General features: G+C 72.0%; 25 protein-coding genes and 1 riboswitch. Of the genes, 7 read left to right on the forward strand and 18 right to left on the reverse strand.

Annotated features, from left to right (window positions below; genetic code table 11):
• Positions 1 to 49 precede the first annotated feature (49 nt).
• Positions 50 to 148: riboswitch (glycine riboswitch) on the reverse strand.
• Between the two features lie 60 nt (positions 149 to 208).
• Entirely contained in the window at positions 209 to 1,093 is an 885-nt protein-coding gene (locus AB0K07_RS15680) for an NAD-dependent protein deacetylase (RefSeq protein ID WP_363755532.1), read from the reverse strand.
• 66 nt (positions 1,094 to 1,159) lie between these two features.
• Between AB0K07_RS15680 and AB0K07_RS15685 the strand changes: the two genes are divergently transcribed.
• Together AB0K07_RS15685 and AB0K07_RS15690 are read left to right on the forward strand one after the other, a co-directional pair.
• Entirely contained in the window at positions 1,160 to 1,816 is a 657-nt protein-coding gene (locus AB0K07_RS15685) for an NAD(P)H-binding protein (RefSeq protein ID WP_363755534.1), read from the forward strand.
• A 74-nt stretch (positions 1,817 to 1,890) separates the two neighbouring features.
• Positions 1,891 to 2,169, forward strand: a complete 279-nt coding sequence (locus AB0K07_RS15690) for a DUF1905 domain-containing protein (RefSeq protein ID WP_363755536.1) — start codon at positions 1,891 to 1,893, stop codon at positions 2,167 to 2,169.
• Positions 2,170 to 2,225: 56 nt separating this feature from the next.
• On the opposite strand, the gene AB0K07_RS15695 is transcribed toward AB0K07_RS15690, so the two are convergent.
• Positions 2,226 to 3,236 carry a DMT family transporter gene (locus AB0K07_RS15695; RefSeq protein ID WP_363755538.1) on the reverse strand — a complete coding sequence of 337 codons (1,011 nt, stop codon included), beginning with the start codon at positions 3,234 to 3,236 and terminating at the stop codon, positions 2,226 to 2,228.
• Positions 3,237 to 3,309: 73 nt separating this feature from the next.
• Between AB0K07_RS15695 and AB0K07_RS15700 the strand changes: the two genes are divergently transcribed.
• Entirely contained in the window at positions 3,310 to 4,236 is a 927-nt protein-coding gene (locus tag AB0K07_RS15700; protein ID WP_363755540.1) for a LysR family transcriptional regulator, read from the forward strand.
• 59 nt (positions 4,237 to 4,295) lie between these two features.
• Here the strand turns inward: AB0K07_RS15700 and AB0K07_RS15705 are convergent, their stop codons facing one another.
• The 15 genes from AB0K07_RS15705 to AB0K07_RS15775 form a co-directional block, all read right to left on the reverse strand.
• Complete coding sequence (locus AB0K07_RS15705) at positions 4,296 to 4,994, reverse strand: DivIVA domain-containing protein (RefSeq protein WP_363755542.1); 699 nt, start codon at positions 4,992 to 4,994, stop codon at positions 4,296 to 4,298.
• The gene (locus AB0K07_RS15710) at positions 4,991 to 6,169 is read right to left on the reverse strand and encodes a globin domain-containing protein (protein WP_363755544.1); all 1,179 of its coding nucleotides are present in this window, start codon (positions 6,167 to 6,169) and stop codon (positions 4,991 to 4,993) included. Before AB0K07_RS15710 ends, AB0K07_RS15705 begins: the two co-directional genes overlap by 4 nt.
• A 2-nt stretch (positions 6,170 to 6,171) precedes the next feature.
• Positions 6,172 to 6,570 carry a group 1 truncated hemoglobin gene (locus AB0K07_RS15715; RefSeq protein WP_363755546.1) on the reverse strand — a complete coding sequence of 133 codons (399 nt, stop codon included), beginning with the start codon at positions 6,568 to 6,570 and terminating at the stop codon, positions 6,172 to 6,174.
• A 365-nt stretch (positions 6,571 to 6,935) separates the two neighbouring features.
• Complete coding sequence (locus AB0K07_RS15720) at positions 6,936 to 7,517, reverse strand: MerR family transcriptional regulator (RefSeq protein ID WP_363755548.1); 582 nt, start codon at positions 7,515 to 7,517, stop codon at positions 6,936 to 6,938.
• 193 nt (positions 7,518 to 7,710) lie between these two features.
• Positions 7,711 to 8,175, reverse strand: a complete 465-nt coding sequence (locus AB0K07_RS15725) for a bifunctional nuclease family protein (protein WP_030327706.1) — start codon at positions 8,173 to 8,175, stop codon at positions 7,711 to 7,713.
• 185 nt (positions 8,176 to 8,360) lie between these two features.
• Entirely contained in the window at positions 8,361 to 9,062 is a 702-nt protein-coding gene (locus AB0K07_RS15730) for a MerR family transcriptional regulator (protein WP_363755614.1), read from the reverse strand.
• A 50-nt stretch (positions 9,063 to 9,112) separates the two neighbouring features.
• Positions 9,113 to 9,565 carry an FHA domain-containing protein gene (locus AB0K07_RS15735; protein WP_328416567.1) on the reverse strand — a complete coding sequence of 151 codons (453 nt, stop codon included), beginning with the start codon at positions 9,563 to 9,565 and terminating at the stop codon, positions 9,113 to 9,115.
• A 214-nt stretch (positions 9,566 to 9,779) separates the two neighbouring features.
• A complete protein-coding gene (gene gcvH, locus AB0K07_RS15740; protein ID WP_363755551.1) occupies positions 9,780 to 10,160 on the reverse strand; it encodes a glycine cleavage system protein GcvH in 381 nt (126 codons plus the stop codon).
• A gap of 60 nt (positions 10,161 to 10,220) precedes the next feature.
• Positions 10,221 to 11,204 (reverse strand): DUF881 domain-containing protein, encoded by a 984-nt coding sequence (locus AB0K07_RS15745; protein WP_363755553.1) that lies wholly within the window; start codon positions 11,202 to 11,204, stop codon positions 10,221 to 10,223.
• Positions 11,205 to 11,215: 11 nt separating this feature from the next.
• On the reverse strand, positions 11,216 to 11,548 hold the full coding sequence (locus AB0K07_RS15750) for a small basic family protein (RefSeq protein WP_007460356.1): 333 nt from the start codon (positions 11,546 to 11,548) through the stop codon (positions 11,216 to 11,218).
• Positions 11,545 to 12,489 carry a DUF881 domain-containing protein gene (locus AB0K07_RS15755; protein ID WP_363755555.1) on the reverse strand — a complete coding sequence of 315 codons (945 nt, stop codon included), beginning with the start codon at positions 12,487 to 12,489 and terminating at the stop codon, positions 11,545 to 11,547. Before AB0K07_RS15755 ends, AB0K07_RS15750 begins: the two co-directional genes overlap by 4 nt.
• Positions 12,486 to 13,118 carry a CDP-alcohol phosphatidyltransferase family protein gene (locus AB0K07_RS15760; RefSeq protein WP_363755557.1) on the reverse strand — a complete coding sequence of 211 codons (633 nt, stop codon included), beginning with the start codon at positions 13,116 to 13,118 and terminating at the stop codon, positions 12,486 to 12,488. The genes AB0K07_RS15755 and AB0K07_RS15760 overlap by 4 nt, the downstream gene beginning before the upstream one ends.
• A 293-nt stretch (positions 13,119 to 13,411) precedes the next feature.
• Positions 13,412 to 13,876 carry a MarR family transcriptional regulator gene (locus AB0K07_RS15765; RefSeq protein WP_363755559.1) on the reverse strand — a complete coding sequence of 155 codons (465 nt, stop codon included), beginning with the start codon at positions 13,874 to 13,876 and terminating at the stop codon, positions 13,412 to 13,414.
• 56 nt (positions 13,877 to 13,932) lie between these two features.
• Positions 13,933 to 15,111, reverse strand: coding sequence for a PP2C family protein-serine/threonine phosphatase (locus tag AB0K07_RS15770; RefSeq protein WP_363755561.1), 1,179 nt, complete (start codon positions 15,109 to 15,111; stop codon positions 13,933 to 13,935).
• Positions 15,112 to 15,192: 81 nt separating this feature from the next.
• On the reverse strand, positions 15,193 to 15,939 hold the full coding sequence (locus tag AB0K07_RS15775; RefSeq protein WP_363755563.1) for an SAM-dependent methyltransferase: 747 nt from the start codon (positions 15,937 to 15,939) through the stop codon (positions 15,193 to 15,195).
• A 114-nt stretch (positions 15,940 to 16,053) separates the two neighbouring features.
• Here AB0K07_RS15775 and AB0K07_RS15780 point away from each other — a divergent pair, with 114 nt between their 5' ends.
• The 3 genes from AB0K07_RS15780 (at position 16,054) to AB0K07_RS15790 (ending at position 17,692) form a co-directional block, all read left to right on the forward strand.
• On the forward strand, positions 16,054 to 16,935 hold the full coding sequence (locus AB0K07_RS15780) for a universal stress protein (RefSeq protein WP_363755565.1): 882 nt from the start codon (positions 16,054 to 16,056) through the stop codon (positions 16,933 to 16,935).
• A gap of 71 nt (positions 16,936 to 17,006) precedes the next feature.
• Positions 17,007 to 17,219: a hypothetical protein gene (locus tag AB0K07_RS15785; RefSeq protein ID WP_007460364.1), complete on the forward strand. Its 213-nt coding sequence runs from the start codon at positions 17,007 to 17,009 to the stop codon at positions 17,217 to 17,219.
• On the forward strand, positions 17,216 to 17,692 hold the full coding sequence (locus tag AB0K07_RS15790; RefSeq protein WP_363755568.1) for a hypothetical protein: 477 nt from the start codon (positions 17,216 to 17,218) through the stop codon (positions 17,690 to 17,692). Before AB0K07_RS15785 ends, AB0K07_RS15790 begins: the two co-directional genes overlap by 4 nt.
• On the opposite strand, the gene AB0K07_RS15795 is transcribed toward AB0K07_RS15790, so the two are convergent.
• The gene (locus AB0K07_RS15795) at positions 17,689 to 17,895 is read right to left on the reverse strand and encodes a hypothetical protein (RefSeq protein ID WP_363755570.1); all 207 of its coding nucleotides are present in this window, start codon (positions 17,893 to 17,895) and stop codon (positions 17,689 to 17,691) included. The two genes, AB0K07_RS15790 and AB0K07_RS15795, sit on opposite strands and share 4 nt — an antisense overlap.
• Positions 17,896 to 18,027: 132 nt before the next feature.
• On the opposite strand from AB0K07_RS15795, the gene AB0K07_RS15800 reads away from it, so the two are divergent.
• On the forward strand, positions 18,028 to 18,678 hold the full coding sequence (locus AB0K07_RS15800) for a hypothetical protein (RefSeq protein ID WP_363755572.1): 651 nt from the start codon (positions 18,028 to 18,030) through the stop codon (positions 18,676 to 18,678).
• Positions 18,679 to 18,681 lie beyond the last annotated feature (3 nt).

Raw genomic sequence — 18,681 nt, forward strand, 5'->3', positions numbered from 1 at the left:
CGACGGATCGGCCTCCCCCTCTGTCGCGCCCGCACAGCGCTCCACAGTGCCTGCCCACGAGGTCCTTTTGCCTGAGAGGTTCCGGGGAGGATTTGCCCCTTCGGCGCCGCCCCGGGTGCTGTCGGGCGGTCTCTCCCACGTGGGTGGTACCGGCATGGTCAACGCTACCAGCGCCGGTGTTTCCGGCGGATGTCCTACCCCCGAGACGTCACACCCCGGCTGGGGTGACCAGCGACGCGGCATCGCCGGTGGCCCGCTCGGCGAGCGTCGGCAGCAGCGCGCCCAGCGGCGCGTCGACCCGTAGCGTGGCGTGCCCGTCACCCCGGGTCGGCCCCTGGTTGACGATCGCCACCGGAATGCCGTTTTTCGCCGCCCGAATCACGAACCGGCGCCCGGACATCACGGTCAACGACGAGCCGAGCACCAGCAACGCCCGAGCCCGCTCCACCAGCGCGAAGCAGCGCGCCACCCGCTCGGGCGGCACCGTCTCGCCGAAGAACACCACGTCCGGTTTCAACATGCCGGTGCCGCAGATCCCGCAGTCGACGGCCCGGAACGCGGCCACCTGCTCGTCGGGGAGATCCACGTCACCGTCGGGGTTCACCGCGGCGACCCGGGCCACGAAGTCCGGGTTGGCCTCGCGCAGCCGCCGGTCCAACTCCTCCCGGGAGGTCAGGTTGCCGCAGTCCAGGCAGGTCACCTCGTCGAGACGGCCATGCAACTCGACCACCGACTCGCTGCCGGCGGCGCAGTGCAACCCGTCGACGTTCTGGGTGATCACCGCGTCGACCAGGCCGGCACGTTGCAGCCGGGCCACCGCCAGGTGCCCGGCGTTCGGCTCGGCCCGGGCGATCAGCCGCCACCCCAGGTGGCTGCGCGCCCAGTAGCGCCGCCGCGCCAGCGGATCACGCGTGAACGCCTGGAAGGTCATCGGCGTGTGCCGGCGGGCCACCCCGCTGGGCCCCCGGTAGTCCGGGATGCCCGACTCGGTGGACAGGCCCGCCCCACTGAGCACCACCACCCCACCGCCAGCCACCAGCGAGGTCAACGCGTCGAGGCTCTCCGTCACCCCTCCATGCTGCCTCAGCCGCATCCCCGACGCCGAACCCCGGCCCGCCTCCGGCCGCAACACCCGACCCCCCGCCGGTAGGTTGAGCGCATGCGCGTTGTCATCGCCGGAGGCCACGGCAAGATCGCCCTACTGCTGGAGCGCGACCTCGCCCGACGTGGCGACAGCGCCGTCGGCCTGATCCGCGACCCCGCGCAGGCCGACGCGCTGCGCGCCGCCGGCGCCGAACCGGTCGTCTGCGACCTGGAACACGTCGACGTCACCGACGTCGCCACGCACCTGGACGGCGCCGACGCGGTGGTCTTCGCCGCCGGCGCGGGCCCCGGCAGCGGCGCCGCCCGTAAAGACACCGTCGACCGGGCCGCCGCCGCGCTGCTCGCCGACGCCGCCACCCGCGCCGGCGTCCGCCGCTACCTGCTGGTCTCCTCGATGGGCGTGGACAACCCGCCCGCCGCCGGCACCGACGACGTGTGGGCGGCGTACCTGCGGGCCAAGCGCGCCGCCGAGGACGACCTGCGCGGCCGCGACCTCGACTGGACGGTGCTGCGACCCGGCCGGCTCACCGACGACGAACCCACCGGCCGCGTCACCCTCGCCCGACACGCCGGTCGGGGCGCGGTCACCCGCGCCGACGTCGCCCGGGTCCTCGTGGCGCTCCTCGACGAACCACGCACCGCCGGCGCGACCCTGGAACTCGTCAACGGGCCCACGCCGGTCGCCGACGCCGTCCGCGCCACCACCACCTGACCGCGGACACGCACGCCACTCGACACACCCGGACGGCGACCGTAACCGGCCGCCATGGCGACCCGAGGAGAGCAATGGCCCCGCAACCACTCGACCACCGCTTCACCGCGCCGATCGAGAAGGACGGTACCTTCGCCACCTACGTGACCGTGCCCGACTCCGCCGAACTGCTCGGCACCCGCCGCGCCGTCAAGGTCACCGGCACGATCGACGGTCACCCGTTCAGCGCCACCCTCATGCCGTCCGGCACCGGCCCGCACTGGCTGCCCATCAGGGCCGCCCTGTGCAAGCTCATCGGCAAGAGCGAGGCCGGCGCCGAGGTCACCTTCCACCTCGACCAACGGCTCAGCTGACCGCGGCCCAACGCCCTGCCCCGCCCACGAATGGCGCCCCCGCCTCTCCGTCGCGCCTACGGCGCTACCGTCGTCGGTTCGGCGTTGCCGTCTCGTGCCGGATCCGGCGCTGCACGGGTGTCGGGGTCGGCTGCCGGGCGTGGGTCCTGGTTCCGGCGGTGGGTGCGCGTCGGCCGGAGCTGGAGGACGACGACGGACGACAGCACCAGGGCGCCGCCGACGAGCTGCACCGGGGCCAGGGATTCGCCGAGGATGAACGCGGCCAGTGCGGTGGTGACCACGGGTTCGAAGGTGGACAGGATCGCGGCGGTCGACGGGCCGGTCCGCTTCAGGCCGGCGAAGAAGGTCAGCATCGCCACGACGGTGGAGACCACGGCGATACAGGCCAGCCAGAACCATCCCGACGGCTCGACGTCGAGGTCGACCCCACCGGTGAGCAGGGCGCGTGCGCCGAGGGCGCCGGCGGCGCCGACCATCACCAGCGCGGACAGCACCACCGGCGCCAGCCGGTGCACGACGGTGTCGGCGACGAGGATGTAGACGGTGTAGGTGAGCGCGGAGGCGAAGGCGAGCAGCGCCCCGAGCGGATGGAAGCTCACGCCACCGGCGCCGAGCAGGACCAGCAGCGTTCCGCCCGACGCGGCCACCAGTGCGGCGCCGCGTCCAGGGGTGAGCCGGTCGCGGCCGAGCAGCACCGCCGCCACGGTGACCAGCACGGGGTAGGTGTAGAGGATCAGGGACAGCAGCGAGGCGTCCATCAGTTGCAGGGCCGAGAAGAACAGACTGGCCTGTGTGGCGTACCCGATGGCACCCAGCCCGACGGCGGTGGCCAGCACCCGGCCGCGCGTCGTCGCCGGCTGGCGGCCCGCTTCGCCCCGGTGCGGACCCGGTTCCGCTCGCCGTAGGCCCGGCCGCAGGAGCAGGACCATCCCCAGCAGTGCGGCGGCCAGGGTGAAGCGCACCAGCAGCAGCGCCCCGGGCGAGACGCCGGCGTCGTAGGCGAGCTTGCCGAAGATCGCCATAGCGCCGAAGCACGCCGCGGACGCAAGGCACAGTGCTGGACCCATGCCGACAAGGATCAGCGACCAGAACCGACAGGTCCAGCGATGATTCATGCAGGTGACTCGTTAGGATTCCCGCATGATTGGCCTGGATCTCCGACGGCTGCGCTTCCTCCGCGAGTTCGAGGAGCGGGGCACCCTGGCCGCGGTCGCCGCAGCCCTGGGCTACAGCCCGTCGACGGTCTCCCAGCAGCTGGCCATCCTGGAGAAGGAGGTCGGCGCCCGCCTGTTCGACAAGGCCGGGCGCGGCGTGCGGCTCACCGACGCCGGCCATTTGCTCGCCCAGCATGCGCGCCTGCTGCTGTCAGCGGCGGAGGCGGCAGAAGCCGACCTGGCCGCGTTGAGCGGTGACATCCGGGGCACCGTACGCGCCGGTGGCCTCCAGTCGGCGACCCGCCGCCTCCTGGTTCCGGCCCTGGCCCGCATGAACGTCGACCACCCACAGGTCCGCGTGGAGATCTTCGAGCTGGAACTCGAACAGTCCCTGCCAGGTCTACGGCTGGGCGCGGTCGACCTCGTCATCGGCGACGAGTACGACGGCCACCCCCGCCCCCGCCCGGCCGGGCTGCGCTTCACGCTCCTGCTCGAGGAGCCACTGAAGATCGTGCTACCGGCAGCGCACCCACTCGCCCGGCCCGCGGGCCCCGTCGCGGTCACCAAGCTGCGATCCGACATCTGGACCACCTCAGCCGAGGGCACCGGCCACCACGCCATGGTCGTCGGGACCTGCCGATCCCTCGGCGGCTACGAACCCGACCTGCGGCATCGCGCCAGCGACGCCGACGTGCAACTCGAACTCGTCCGCGCCGCGGCAGCCGTCGCCCTGCTGCCGGCCCTGACCCTGCCCACCGATGACCCCGCACTCGCCATTCGTGACATCGCCGAAGCCACCCTCAAACGCCGCCTGGTCGCCGTCACCCGAGACAACCCCCCGGCTCCCGCGCTGACCGCCCTTCTGACGGCCGTAACGGACCAGGTACCCACGCTCAACCACGGCCGCGGCTAGCCACGGCCGTTCAGCCCGGCGCCGCTGGTGGGGTCCGCCAGGCGGACCCCACCCGCCCGTCACCGCTGCTGGTGGTGCCGCGGCAGCGCCGCCTGCCCCGTCACACCGCCGACGAACGGCGCCCCCGGCGTCTCCTTCGCGATCCGGTCCATCGTGCGGGCCAAATGCTCGCTGCCATCGTCGAGATGCCGCGCCGCCGCCTGCATGTGCGACACCATCATCTCGCCGAAGATCCGCAGCGCCTCCCGGGTCGCCACCGTGTCGTCGAAGCTGGACCCGGCCGAACTGCGGTAATCCTTGACCGCCCGCTCGGCCTCCTGCTTCGCCTCCTCCGCCGCGGCCTGCATGTAGCTCTCGTACTGCACCCGGGCGTACTCGGCGACCCGCCGCGCGTAGTCGTGCGCCTGCGCGATGATCTGCTCCGCCTCCCGTTGCGCCGCGGAGAGCAGATTCACCTCCTTGGCCGCCGGCACCTTCGACGCCGCTCCCGTGCTCGGGATCACGCCGTGCCGGTGCAGCTCCACCCGGTCGTTGAGCCGCTCGTTCTCCGCGCGCAGGTTCGCCACCTGCGTCACCAACAGGTCCAGCTCATCGGCGACCTGCAACCGGAACCGGTCCACGTCCGCGTTGTCATAACCGCGCCGACCGAACGACGCTGTGCCGAACTCCCACCGCCGGACCCGGTCCGCGGTCATCCGCACCTGCACACCACCAGCGACCTGCACGCCGTCGTACCGGCTGATCGGGGTCGCGCTCATCGGGTACCTCCGGAAGTGTCACCAGCGGTCGACTGCTCCACCGCCGTACGCCAGGCCGGGCCGTACCAGTGCTTGCCCAGGCCCTCGTGATGCACCTGATCCGAGTGGTAACCCGCCCGGACCAACGTCTGCACCGCGTGCGAAACCATCTCGTCGGAACCGCACACGTACACGTGCCGGGACCGCCAGTCACCGTCGGCCAACGCCCGGTCCACGGCGTGCACGAACTCCCCCGGCCGGTTCACGTCGGCGCCCACCACGTAGGTCACCGTCAACCACGGGCACGACGACGCCAACTTGTCGATCGCGTCGCTGTCGTAGAACTCGCTCCGCGAACGGGCCCCCACGTACAGGTCCACCCGCCGGTGGGAACCCTCCGCGGCGACCTGCTCCACCAACGCCTTCACCGGCGCCCAGCCGGTACCCGCCGCCAGCAGCAGCAGATCGCTGGAGCCCGCCGACCACAACGACAACCGCTCCCCCACCGGCGCCGCCAGGTGGATGCGGTCACCCACCGCCGTCCCGTACACCAGCCGGGAGGACACCGCACCACCTGGCGCGGCCCGCACGTGCAACTCCAACGTGCCGTCCGCACGCGGCGCGTTCGCCGGCGAGTAGTACCGCCACGACCGCACTGACGGATGCGACACCCCGATCGACTGACCAGGGGTGAACGGCAGCAGGTACTGCGGGCGCACCGTCAGCACGGCCACGTCGAACGCCCGCCGCTCATGCGCGACGATCTCCGCCACCCACCACGGCGGATTGACCGCCTCCGCGGCCTGCGCGGCCTCCATCATCACCTGCGCGACCAGCCCGTACGCCGCCGCCCAGTCCTGGGCCAGCTCCTCGGTCCACTGCTCGGCCAGGAAGTGCTGCAACGTCGCCAGCAACGCCTCACCGACCGCCGGGTAGTGCTCCGCGCGGACCGCGAACTTGCGGTGGTCCGCGCCGAGATCCCGCAGGAAACCCACCAGCCGATCGACCTGGTCCACGTTGGACACGATGTGCCCCAGCGCGGTCACCAGCCGGTCCCGCTGCCCGGCCATGTTCGTCGGGAACATCTGCCGCGTCTCGGGATGGGCGAGGAACAACGTCGAATAGAAATAGAGCGGCACCTGGTCGCCGTGCCCGGCGACCAGGGACCAACTCTGCTTGAGTCGAGCCGCGTCCACGGTCAGACGCCCGGACGGTTCCCGGTGGCCACCACCTGGTCCTGCACCTGGCCCAGCACCGTCTGCACGTCGGCCAGGATGTCCGCCGGCACGCCCAACTCGGTCAACGTCACCGTCAGGTGCTCACCCACCTTGACGTAGTGCTCCACCGGAATGTTCAGCGGCTGGTGCGCCTCGGCCAACCCGCGGCCGGCGTACTCGTTCGGACCACCGAGCACCACGGTCAGCATCAAGGTCAGGTGCCGCCGCTGACCCGGCATGTTCACCTCGGCGAAGTAACCCGCCAGATCCGGATCGGCGAGCACCTTGTCGTAGAACAGCTCAACGGCCGCCTTGACCGAGCTGGCACCGCCAATGCGGTCGTAGTGCGATGCGGGAGCGGTTTCTTCGGTAACCGTCACGGTCGTTCCTTCCCAGATGGAGGGTCGCGCGGGGTCGGCGCGGAGGGGCAAGCGGCCAACCGGAGCAACGTCGTCATGCCACGGCGACACACCGGGGACCGTGACGGACCATAGCGTGTCGGCGTTTTCCGGTCAGCGCCCCCCTATCGGATTCCCGACAACAACCCGACACGCAGCGTCACCGCGACGGGACCAACATCCACAGTGGGCGAAGGCGGCAGCACACACCGTCAACAACAAAGGCCCAGGTCGGCCCGAAGACACCAGCACGCATCAGCCGGCCTGACTGTCAGTCACCGACCGGCGGCGCAAAACCAAACGTGAAAACCGGGCGCGTCGAGGGCCCGGACGGCACAACCCAGCCCTCAGCCCGCCCGCCGCCGCGCCCGCCGAGCCGCCAACTCGTCGCCCACCGGATCCGACCCGGACGCCGCCACCGGCTCCGCCGGGCCGCTCGCCGCCGGCTCCGCCGGCAGATGCGACAACGAACCCTGGATCTCCTTGAACGCCCCACCGATCGCGATCCCGAACACGCCCTGCCCACCCTGCAACAGGTCGACCACCTCCTCCGGGGACCGGCACTCGTACACCGTCGTCCCATCGGAGATCAACGTGATCCCGGCCAGGTCCTCCACGCCACGCGACCGCAGCGCCTCGATCGCCTTGCGGATGTTCTGCAGGGACACCCCCGCGTCCAACAACCGCTTCACGACCTTCAACACCACCAGATCCCGGAACGAGTACAACCGCTGCGTCCCAGAACCCGAGGCGTCACGCACACTCGGCACCACCAGCGCCGTCCGCGCCCAGTAGTCCAACTGTCGGTAACTGATGCCCACCGCGTGACATGCCGTCACACCCCGGTAGCCCACCGAACCATCACCCTCAGTCGCCACACCCGGCTCGTCAAACTCCGTACCCGGATCGGGATCCTGCGGCTCGTGCATCCGGACAACCTCCCCGTCAGTGCGGCGACGCGTCGTTTCCGGGACGCGCACCCCTCGACACGGCAACCCTATAGCCACCTTCAGGGGTTACCACGGAGGAACCGACGCGACACGCCGCGCAGCCACCGAGAAAGATCACCAGAAGCGCCAGATCACCCACAGTGACGCCCCAGGAAAAGCCGGACACACCGGCTCAGCCCGCGAAATCCTCCGGACGCACCTGCTCCAGGAACTCGCGGAACTTCTCCACCTCGTCCTCCTGCTCATCCGGGATGACGATCCCCGCTTCGCTGAGGACCTGCTCGGCACAACGAATCGGCGCACCGACCCGCAACGCCAACGCGATCGAATCGCTCGGCCGCGCCGACACCCGCACCCCGTCGCCGATCAACAGATCAGCGTAGAAGACGTTCTCCTTGAGCTCGGTGATCTCCACCGCCTGCAACGGCGCCTTCAACGCCGCCAACACGTCCCGCAGAAGATCATGCGTCAACGGTCGGGCCGGCTTGACCCCCTGCTGCTCATAAGCGATAGCCGTGGCCTCGACCGCGCCGATCCAGATCGGCAGATAGCGGTCCCCCTCGACCTCCCTGAGCAGGACGATCGGCTGGTTGCTGGGCAGCTCCACCCGAACTCCGACCACGCTCAGCTCGCGCACCGCCGCCTCCGTGTCGTTGTCACCTACGCCGCACCGCGCCCTTCCCTGCACGGTACACGGACCGCGACACGGCCGTCCCATGCGCTACAGCACCACGCCCGCGCCGGAAAGGGGTTACCCCGGCAAGCCTACGGCACGCTTCCGGAAAGAGATCTTTCCGCTCAGCCACCACCCACCGGGCACCCTCACCGCCCCAACGTCGACCGCAACCCCACCCGCACCAACGCGGCGTGCAACTGCTCCGACAACGCCACCAACTCCCGCGCCGTCTCCGCCGCCCGCGCCCGCGCCGCCGGATCACTCTGCCGCGCCAACGGCGCCACCAACTGCGCGAACAAGCCGACCTCACGGTCCGCCGCCGTCCGGTAGCCCCGCAGATGCCGCGGCTCCAACCCGTACGCCGCCAGACCCGCCACCGCCGACGCGATGATCAACGCATCCGCGTCATACCACCCCGGCGGGTCCGACACCAGCACACCCAGGCGTTCCAGCTCCACCAACGTCGACTCGTCGATCCCGCTACGCGCGACCAGATCAACCCGGCCGAGCCGCACCTGCGACGACTCGGCCGGCTCCGCCGACTCCCGACCCGGCACCGCACCATCGGGCCCCACCGCGACCAACGCAGGCCGCGACCGCCCCGGCTGCTCACCGGACGAGTCCCACTCCGCCAACTGCTCACGGATCACCCGCAACGGCAGGTACTTGTCCCGCTGCGCGGTCAGCACGAACCGCAACCGCGCCACATCGTCCCAGCTGTACTTCCGGTAACCCGCCGCCGTCCGCTGCGGCTCGACCAGGCCCTCGGCCTCGAGGAACCGCAGCTTCGAAATCGTCGTGTCCGGGAAATCCACCCGCAACTGCCCCAGCACCTCACCGATGCTCATCAGCGGCTGGGACCGGGCCGCCCCGGGTGGCGTGGAGGCCGCAGGCTCGTTCACCCCCGGCCGGCCTCCTCCTCCGGGCGCGGACCGGCGATGAACACCACCCGGAACTTACCGATCTGAACCTCGTCACCATTGCTCAACGTGGCCGCCTCGACCCGCTCACGATTCACGTACGTGCCGTTGAGGCTGCCGACATCCCGCACGGTGAACGTGCCACCGTCACGGTGGAACTCGGCATGCCGACGCGACACCGTCACGTCGTCCAGGAAGATGTCACTGTCCGGGTGCCGGCCACTCGTCGTCACATCGTGGTCCAACAGGAACCGGGCACCCGCATTCGGGCCGCGACGAACCACCAGCAGCGCCATACCCGGGGGCAACGAACCGGACATCCGGCTCGGCACCACATCGGTCTCCGGCCCTTCCAGCACTTCGTCGAGCGAGCCGAGATTGAGCGTCGAAGTGACGTCGAGCGGGGGGAACTCGTCGTCTGGGCGCGTCATGGGACCACCTCACGGATCTGTTCGGTCGGCGTCGGGTAATGGCGGGTCTGGCCGCCGGGCACTTGAACACCCGGCGGCTGGCTCCCCGTGCCCGGGAAGGCATTTCCGCAACGCTCAACTATTGGGTTCTCGGTCGACTGGGCGAGCCTAGCCAGCGCCGAAATGCAGGGCAACCGGACGCGCGAAGACATCCCACGCACCGGATCAAGCACACTCAGCCTTCGGTGATCTTGCGGTACGCGCCCGCCGTCAGCAACCCGTCCACCGCCGTCGGATCATTCGGGGTGATCTCCACCAACCAACCCGCGCCATACGGCTCCGTGTTGATCAGCTCAGGGGTGTCACCCAACGCCTCGTTACGCGCCGCCACCGTACCGGCCACCGGCGCGTAGATCTCCGACACGCTCTTGGTCGACTCGATCTCACCCAACGAGTCACCGGCCGCGACGACCACACCCGCCTCCGGCAACTGCACGTACACGATGTCACCCAACGCGTCCTGCGCGAAGTGCGTGATGCCGACCCGGACCGAGCCCGTGCCGTCACCCGCCACCCACTCGTGCTCGGCGGTGTATCGCAGATCCTCGGGAATCACCAGACGCGTCCTTCATCCATCGGTGCCCCGGACCACCCGGGCCCGGCGCGGCCGCGCCGGTCAGGAGACCGGACGGGCGTGTTCCAGCTTGATCGGCGCGTGCAGAGCCGAAACCTCGACAACCCCACGCTCCTCAACCGTCACGTTACCGCCGTCACCCTGGACCGACGCCACCACCCCACCAGGAATGTTCAACGCCGTACGCATCGTCGCCGGATCACCGATCACCGTGATCGTGAACGGCGACGCCAACCGACGCCCCTCCACCACCAGCGACCCATTCTCCCCGTTCAGGAAGTACGTCGACGCGATGATCCGCACCGTCACCCGGTCACCACCGGAGATCTGCATCGCCTCCGCGCCCGAACCCCGCAGCTCCTGAACCGCGTCCAGCACCTGGTCCGCCGAGATCGGCTTACCACCGCCGGCCTCGAACCGCAGGGTTAGACCCGGCCCCGTCGCCGGCAACGTACCCGCCAGGATGCCCAGCTCGTCCGCCCGCCGCGTCGCCTCGTCCAGCGCCGCCTGCCGCCCCTGCTCACCCGAGCGCAACTGCCGCTGGCTGTCCTCCAACGCCCGGATGTCCTGCTGCAACCGGTTCTCCCGGGCATCCAGATCCGACAGGATCCGCACCAGGTCCTCCTGGCGCGTCGCACCCAGGGTCGGATCCGTCGACGTCGTCTTGAACTGCACCACCAGCGTGAAACCCAGCAAAGCCAACAACGCCACGATCATCACACCGGCCGTGCTCATCCGGAACCGACCCGGCGCGGCCGACGCCACCGGCTCGTCGACCGGCGCCGCCGACTCGCCCGACGGCGACACGCCGCTCAGGTCCACCGTCGCGCCCTCGTCGACCGGCGCCGCCGCGGACTCCTCGTCCGGCTGCTGCCGCTCCGCCGGCCCCTGCGGCGCCAACGGGCTCAACTCGTCCGGATCCGGTGCGTCCGGCCGCGGATCCGGCTCACCCGCCGGCCCACCCGGCCGCACCGGACCGGCCGGCTGCGGCCACCCCGTACCCGTCTCGGTCTGCTCGTCACTCATCGCTGGCAAACCTACGCCCGGAACAGGTGCCGACGGATCGCCGCCACGTTGCCGAAGATCCGAACACCGAGCACGACCACCACACCGGTGGACAACTGCCCGCCCACCCCCAACTGGTCACCGAGATAGACGATCAGACCAGCGACCAGCACGTTCGAGATGAACGACACCACGAACTGCTTGTCGTCGAAGATCCGGTCCAGCTTCGCGCGCACGCCACCGAACACCGCGTCCAACGCGGCCACCACAGCGATCGGCAGGTACGGCTGCAACGCCGCCGGCACCGTGGGATCGAGCCACACACCGAGCACCACACCGGCGAGCAACGCCAGCACCGCGATCATCGGCCACCTCCGGAGGGGCTAGCGGTCGCCGGAGAACCCGACGACCCAGGACTGCCGGACCGGACACCCGACGCGGAAGGGCTCGGACTGACCGGCGGCTTGGCGTAGCGTAGCTGCGGCTCCGGCGCCGCCGGCAGGGTGAGGTCATCCGCCTCCCGCACACCGAACGACAGACCGGTCGTCTGCGCGACATCCTGCATCAGCGCCGCGCTCCGGCTGTTCTCGAACTTGCGCCGCAACGAACCCGGGCCGATCGCCGACACCTCGTACGGCCCCATCACCGGCCGGAAGTCCACCAGAATCGCCTCACCCGCCAACCGGATCGTCGACGTCGCGGTCAACCGCTGACCGTTGATGGCGACCGCCTCCGCACCGGCACTCCACAACGCGTTCGCCACCCCCTGCAGGTCGCTGTAGAGCACCCGCGGCGGCCCCGCACCCGCGCCGGTCACCGCATCCGCGTTGCCCGGCGCGTCGGCCAACCGCACCACCACACCGTCGCCGCGCACCCGGCCCAGCCCCGTGCTCGCCTCCAGGTCCCGCAACCGCGCGGCGGCCGACCCGCTCAACGCCGCGTCCCGCTGCCGACCGACCTCCTCGCGCAGCTGGTCCGCGCGCGTCGACAACCGGTCCGTCTCGGTCACGCGTTCCTTGATCTGCGCCACCAGCCCAGAGCGGGCCTTACTGCGACCGGGCTCGTCCGCCATCGTCTGCCGGTACGCCACCGCGAACAGGAAACCCAGCACCACCACCACGACCAGGCTGACCGAGCGCGCCGACCAGGCACGCCAGCCCCGGGCCGGCTCGGCGGGCGTCGCCCGACGACGGGCGGCCGCCGCGTCGGCGTACCCCGGGTCCAGCGGGTTGCGGAACAGCTCGGTGAGGAAGTCCGGCGCGTACACCCGTTCCGGGCGGCCGTCCCCACGCCGCGGCGCGCTCACGCCACCGCTCCCGGGCCCCGCGCCGCGCGCACCAGCCGTGCGGCCTGCACCACGTACATGCCACCGGCCACCCAGTAGAGCACCAGGCCCCACCAGGCCAGCCCCCAGCCGATCGCCGCGGCCGCCGTCTCCACGCTGGTCGACGCGGTGGCCAGCAGCAGCACCGGGAACGCGGCCAGCAGCAGGAACGTGGCGGTCTTGCCCACGTAGTGCACCGGCGGCGGCCCGTACCCGTAGCGGCGCAGCACGGCCAGCGACCCGAGCAGGAGCAGCTCCCGGGCCAGCAGCGCCGCGGTGAACTGCCACGGCACCACCTCCCGGGCGGTGAAGGCGATCAGCGTGGCGAGGATGTAGAGCCGGTCGGCGAGCGGGTCGAGCAGCTCCCCGAGGCGGCTCACCTGGCGCAGCCGGCGGGCGATCCAGCCGTCGACCCAGTCGGTGGTGCCACCGATGGCCAGCACGACGACCGCCGCCACGTCGGCGCGGGCGACCAGGAACAGGTAGAGGAAGAGCGGCACGCCCAGCAGCCGCCCGAAGCTGATCAGGTTGGGCAGCGTGAGCACCTGGTCACCGGGAGTCTGGTCGCCGGTGTCCCGCGGATGCTCTGCCCGAGCCGGCGGACGCGACACCGAACCTCCTCCGCGGCACGCTCCGACGCCCGGCCGACGTCGGGCGCGGCGGAGTCGTACGCGCTGTCGGGCCGGCCACCGCCGGCTCCCCTGCGGCCCCGGACGGGACCTCTCCCCCGACACGGCCCGCGATCTCAATGATCACGGGCCGGCTGAGTGCGCTGCCACTATATCGGGCTTCCGCCCGCGCTCCGGGCGCCGCCGCGTGCTCGTGGGTGCGGCTCTGCCGCACTGTGGCGTGGATCACCACGCGTAAGGCGTCCTAGGATGCTAGGGAAAGGGGTGGCGCCACGTCACGCCGTCCGCACGGCGGCGTCGGTCGGCTGGTCCGGTACCGCCTGCGTCGCCGCCCGACCGAACGCGAGCAACGCCAGCAGCAGATCGTGCTGCACGCGCGGCGGCATCCTGTCCAGCACGGCCTGCACCGCCTGCTGCCGCCGTTCGGCGAGCTCCCGCAGCAGGCTCTGCGCGGCGGGGGTCGGCACCAGTCGCACCTCGCGCCGATCCCGTGGATCGGCCACCCGGCGGAGCAGGCCGGTGGCCTCCAGCCGGTCGCAGAGACGGCTGGCCGAGGAGGGCACCACGTCCAGCAGCTCGGCCAGCCGGTTGACGTTGGTCTCCGCGCGGCTGCTGATCAGCGTCAGGACCCGCAGCTGGGTCGGCGGCACCTGGTGCCGCGAGGCGGCCGACTCGAGCACGGCGATCAGCGTCTCGGCGGCCGCGTCGATCGCCGAGGCGAGATCCGCAGGTCGCTCCACCTGATGTCCCCTGCCGTCGTCGCGCTCATGCCGGCCCGGCCCGGCGGCGGGGATTCTCACCCGCCGTCCCGATCGCGCGGACCGTGCCAGTCCAGGCAGACCACGACGGCGTCGTCGCGCAGATCGGAGTCCACGTGGTAGGCATGCAGTTCGCGCATCACCGTACCAACCGCCTCGGTCGCCGGCTGCAACCGTGTGGCACGCAGGGAACGAGCCATCATCCGCTGCCCGTACGGCTCCTGGCCCGGCGGCTCGGCGGCCCACACCCCGTCGCTGACCACGAAGACGCGGTCACCCGGCGCGAGCTGGAACTCCTGCAGCTCGTAGCGGGTCTCGGCGAACATGCCCAGCGGTAGCTGCTGCTCCAGCTTGAGCGGCTCGACCGCCGCGCCCCGCAGCCGGAACATCTGCGGCGAGCCGGCGTCGACCGCGCGTATCCGCCCGGTGCCGGTGTCCAGCTCCAACAGCAGGGTGGCCACGTGTCGGCGACCCCGGTGCTGGTAGAAGACCGTGTCCGAGGCCAGTTCCGCCTGCTCCACCAGGCCACCGCCGGAGCGGCGCGCGTTGCGCATCGCGTTCACGGTGACCGCGGTCAGCAGCGACGCGGCCAGGCCGCTGCCCTCGCCGTTGAGCACCGTCACGGTGAGCCGGTCGCTGTCCAGCGACCAGTCGAAGTGGTCCCCACCGACGGTGTACGCCGGTTCGAGCTGGCCGGCCAGATGGAACGTGCGGTGGGCGACGCTGCGCCCGGGCAGCAGGTCCCACTGCATCTCGGCGGCCATGCTCAGCCGCTCGCGGCGTCGGACCCGGCGGTACCGGTCGGTCTCCCGGTCCGCGGCGCGCATCGCCACCGCCAGGGCGCCGGCGATGTCCGTGGCGACACCCGTGACGGCCGGACCCGGTGCGGCCGTCAACTCGATCATCAGCACACCGAGCCGCTCCCCCCACACCGTCAGCGGCAGGTAGAGCCGGCACGGGCCCTCCTCGGCGGCGTCGTGGACCGGTTGCTGGCTGCTGAAGCAGCGCTGCGCCATGGTGTGGCAGGCCAGGAACCCGGCCGCCGGCAGGTCGGGATCCAGCACCGGCCAGAGCCCGCTGATCCGGTAGTCGGCGACGAACACGTCGGTGCGCACCGCGCCCAGCGTCGAGCGGATCGCCCGGTCCGCAGCCTCCGCCAACTGGTCGGGCGGGGCCTCACGCAGCGCACGCGACACCACGTCCGGCGCGTCCACCATGGTCGTCCTCTCCAGAAACTTGCTACAGGGCAAGCATCATACGGACGCCCCCGGGACCGCCGATGGCGCGGTCCTCGCCGGTCAGTCCGCCCCGCGGATCGCCAGCGCGCCCTGGAACGCGTCGGGCACCGGCGCGGGCGCGCCGTCCGGCCGCCACTGGCTGACCGGGACGATGCCGTCCGCCGTCGGCGCCCACCGACCGAGCAGCGGGGCGAACGCGGCCGGTGGACGCATCCGGAAGGCCGGCCCCATCATCGCCAGCGCCTCCGGGTGACCGGCCAGCTCCTCGGTGTCGAAGTCCACGGCGAGCATGCTGCCCGGCGCCGAGGCGGCGTACAGCTCGTCGAGGGTGCGGGCCAGCGTGTCGTCGTCGAGGAACGCGGCCAGCCCGAGGAAGATCACCCCGACCGGCCGACGGCCCCAGCCCGGCACGAAGCGGTGCAGCTGCGCCGGGTCGACGGTGCCGATGTCGGTGGCGTCACCGTAGCCGTAGCCGGCCCGGTCGCTGCCCGCGAGGATGCGCTGCCCCAGCCGGATGGTGACCGGGTCGACATCGGTGTAGAGCACGGTGGCGTCGGTGGCGACCTCGTGCACGTTGCCCATTGTGGGCACGCCCGCGCCGAAGACCAGGAACCCGTCGACGCCCTGCCCGGCGATGGCCCGCACCGCCCGGCCGAGAAAGGCCCGCAGCTCGCGGAACACCGGCGCGCACGGCCCGTACGCCTGCTCGAACGCGGTCGCGGCGGCCACGTCGACCGGGAAGTGGTGATCCCCGCCGAGCCAGAAGTCGATCATGCGGGCCGTGCTCGGCTGGTCCGGTTCACCCATCGACGACGCTCCCTCCCGGCGGGTCGTCGCCAGCGTACCGACCCGGACGCGGTCGGCGGTATCGCTCCGGCGAGCCGTCCCGACCGCGATACTGGCCCCGGCGGGAGGTGGCCGGTGAACTCGGCGAACAGCGCGGCGGTGGTGGTCGGCGTGGACGGCTCCGAGCCGTCCCTGCGCGCGGTACGCCTCGCCGCCACGGAGGCCGCCCGTCGGCACCGGCCGCTGCGCGTGGTCCACGGGTTCATCTGGCCCCTGCTGCACGTGCCGGTCTCCCCCGCCACGGACGCCCCGTCCGGCGGCGGGCTGCGCCGCCAGGCTGAGGAACTGGTCGCCGCCGCGGTGGCCGAGGCACAGGCCACCGCGCCCGGGCTGTCGGTCTCCGGCGAGATCATCGATGGGGAGGCCGCCGCCGTGCTGGTCGGCGAATCCCCCACCGCCGCCCTCATCGTGCTCGGCGACCGGGGGCTGGGCGGCTTCGCCTCGCTGGTGATCGGCTCGGTGGCGGTGCAGGTCGCCGCGTACGCCGACTGCCCGGTGCTGGTGGCCCGCGGCGCGGAACGTCCCGACGATCCGGTGCTGGTCGGGATGGACGGTTCGGCGGCGGCCCGACTCGCCGCCGAGTTCGCCGCCGAGGCCGCTGTGGAGCGCGGCGTGCCGCTGCTGGCGCTGCACGCCTACCGGCACCCGGGCAGCAGCGGCCCCGGCGACATGCAGCCCCTCGTGTACGACGAGGCGCGCCTGCACGGCGAGGAGGAGCGCCTGCTCTCCGAGTCGCTGGCCGGGCTCACCGAGAGGTGGCCCGAGCTGCGGCTGACCTGGCGGGCGGTGCACGGCCGCACCGGCGCCGTGCTCGCCGAGGCGTCCGGCTCCGCCCAGCTGGTGGTCGTCGGCGGGCAGGGGCGCGGCGAGGTGACCGGGTTGCTGCTGGGGTCGGTGAGCCAGTCGGTGCTGCACCACGCTCAGTGCCCGGTCGCCGTGGTCCGCGGTCCCCGCTGAAGCCCGGGGTTGGCGCGCTGCCAGACGGGTAGACGGCCGCGGTACGCCAACGGCGACGAAGGAGGCAGCAGATGCCAGGACCACGGCCGGGCAGCAACGCCTACGACAAGCAGCGGGCGCGGATGCGCAACGCGATCGACGACTCCGGACGGCGGGTGCCCGACGGCAAGGCCAACCAGGTCGCCAACCGGATCCTCCAGGAGGATCGCGGTCAACGAGGCGTGGTGCGCGGCGAACGCACGTACGGCCCGAAGAGTGAACGCGAACCGGGCGACCCTAAGTGAGGAGGGCCGACCTGGCCGACGGCGCCATCGCCGGCGCCGTCGGCAGTACCGCACTGAACGTGGTCACCTACCTGGACATGGCTCTGCGGGCCCGGCCGGCGAGCAGCGTCCCCGAGCAGACGGTCGACCGGGTGGCCGGGATCGCGCACGTGGACCTCGGATCCGGGGCCCCGGCGGCCAACCGCCGCTCGGGCCTCGGCGCCCTGATCGGCTACGGGCTGGGCGTCGCCGCCGGCGTCGCCTTCGCGCTGTACGCGCGTGGCCGGCGGCAGCCGCTGCCGACGGCCACCGGTGTGCTCGGGGCCGGCGTGATGACGATGACCGACGGATCCATCACCGCGCTGGGCATCAGCGACCCGCGCACCTGGCGGCGCTCCGACTGGATCTCCGACATCGTTCCGCACCTGGCGTACGGGCTGACGGCCGCCGCCACCTGGAACAGGTTGCGGCGGCCGTCACGTGGCAGTCGTTAGACCCGGTTGTCGCTCTCGTCCTCGGCGATCGGCTCACCCGCCGGGCCGTACGGCGACACCTGACCCTTGGGCACCGGCCGACCCTCGTCTCCCCGAGACGAACCGCGGTTGAGCGGGTGCCCGGTCGGCTTGGGCCCCTTGCTGTCCTGACTGGTGGCGCCCCTGGCGTTGCGCCGGAACTCCTCCTGCTGCGGGTTGACCACGGGTGTCTCCCTCCGGGTACGCAGGCGGCATCGACCGCCTCCACCGTGCGCATACCCACCCGGCCCGGCGCCATTCCGGCCCCGCTCGCCGACGGCAGGGCTAGCCGTCCGCGCGGCGGGTACCCCCCGGACGTGGGCGACGATCGAACCGTGGCGCAGGTCCTGCTGGAGCGGAGCAGCCGCACCTACGCGGAGGACGCCGGCATCCGGCTCGCCGACCGACCCGGGCCGCTGTACCAGCTGCTGGTGCTGACCACCCTGCTGAGCACCCGGATCCGGGCCTGCGTCGCGGTGGACGCCGCGCGCGAGCTGTTCGCGGCCGGCTACCGCACACCGCAGGCGATGGAGGCGGCCAGCTGGCAGCAGCGCGTCGACGCGCTGGGCAGGGGCCACTACCGCCGCTACGACGAGCGGACGGCCACCATGCTCGGCACCGGCGCCCGGCTGTGCCTGGACCGCTGGCACGGCGACCTGCGGCGGCTGCACGCGGAGGCCCGCGGCGACCTGGCCGGGCTGCGCCGCCGGCTCACCGAGTTCCCCGGCATCGGGCCCACCGGCGCGGACATCTACCTGCGCGAGGCGCAGACGGTCTGGGCCGACGTACGCCCGTACGCCGACCGCCGGACACTGGCCGGGGCGAAGCGGCTCGGTCTGCCGGGCTCACCGGACCGGCTGGCGGGACTGGTCTCCGAGCGGGACTTCGGCCGACTCGCCTCCGCGCTGGTGCGCGTGGCGCTCGGCGAGAAGTCCGCCGGCGAGATCACCCGCGTCGCCGCCCGGTAGGCG

Source organism: Micromonospora sp. NPDC049301, from assembly GCF_040678715.1.
Lineage (GTDB): Bacteria > Actinomycetota > Actinomycetes > Mycobacteriales > Micromonosporaceae > Micromonospora.

Coding starts and splice junctions, on each gene's coding strand:
- AB0K07_RS15785 (WP_007460364.1), top strand. CDS start 17,007: ATGCCAGGACCACGGCCGGGCAGCAACGCCTACGACAAGCAGCGGGCG.
- AB0K07_RS15705 (WP_363755542.1), bottom strand. CDS start 4,994: ATGAGCGCGACCCCGATCAGCCGGTACGACGGCGTGCAGGTCGCTGGT.
- AB0K07_RS15735 (WP_328416567.1), bottom strand. CDS start 9,565: ATGACGCGCCCAGACGACGAGTTCCCCCCGCTCGACGTCACTTCGACG.
- AB0K07_RS15730 (WP_363755614.1), bottom strand. CDS start 9,062: ATGAGCATCGGTGAGGTGCTGGGGCAGTTGCGGGTGGATTTCCCGGAC.
- AB0K07_RS15690 (WP_363755536.1), top strand. CDS start 1,891: ATGGCCCCGCAACCACTCGACCACCGCTTCACCGCGCCGATCGAGAAG.
- AB0K07_RS15695 (WP_363755538.1), bottom strand. CDS start 3,236: ATGGGTCCAGCACTGTGCCTTGCGTCCGCGGCGTGCTTCGGCGCTATG.
- AB0K07_RS15680 (WP_363755532.1), bottom strand. CDS start 1,093: ATGCGGCTGAGGCAGCATGGAGGGGTGACGGAGAGCCTCGACGCGTTG.
- AB0K07_RS15770 (WP_363755561.1), bottom strand. CDS start 15,111: ATGGTGGACGCGCCGGACGTGGTGTCGCGTGCGCTGCGTGAGGCCCCG.
- AB0K07_RS15775 (WP_363755563.1), bottom strand. CDS start 15,939: ATGGGTGAACCGGACCAGCCGAGCACGGCCCGCATGATCGACTTCTGG.
- AB0K07_RS15750 (WP_007460356.1), bottom strand. CDS start 11,548: ATGATCGCGGTGCTGGCGTTGCTCGCCGGTGTGGTGCTCGGTGTGTGG.
- AB0K07_RS15745 (WP_363755553.1), bottom strand. CDS start 11,204: ATGAGTGACGAGCAGACCGAGACGGGTACGGGGTGGCCGCAGCCGGCC.
- AB0K07_RS15700 (WP_363755540.1), top strand. CDS start 3,310: ATGATTGGCCTGGATCTCCGACGGCTGCGCTTCCTCCGCGAGTTCGAG.
- AB0K07_RS15685 (WP_363755534.1), top strand. CDS start 1,160: ATGCGCGTTGTCATCGCCGGAGGCCACGGCAAGATCGCCCTACTGCTG.
- AB0K07_RS15720 (WP_363755548.1), bottom strand. CDS start 7,517: ATGCACGAGCCGCAGGATCCCGATCCGGGTACGGAGTTTGACGAGCCG.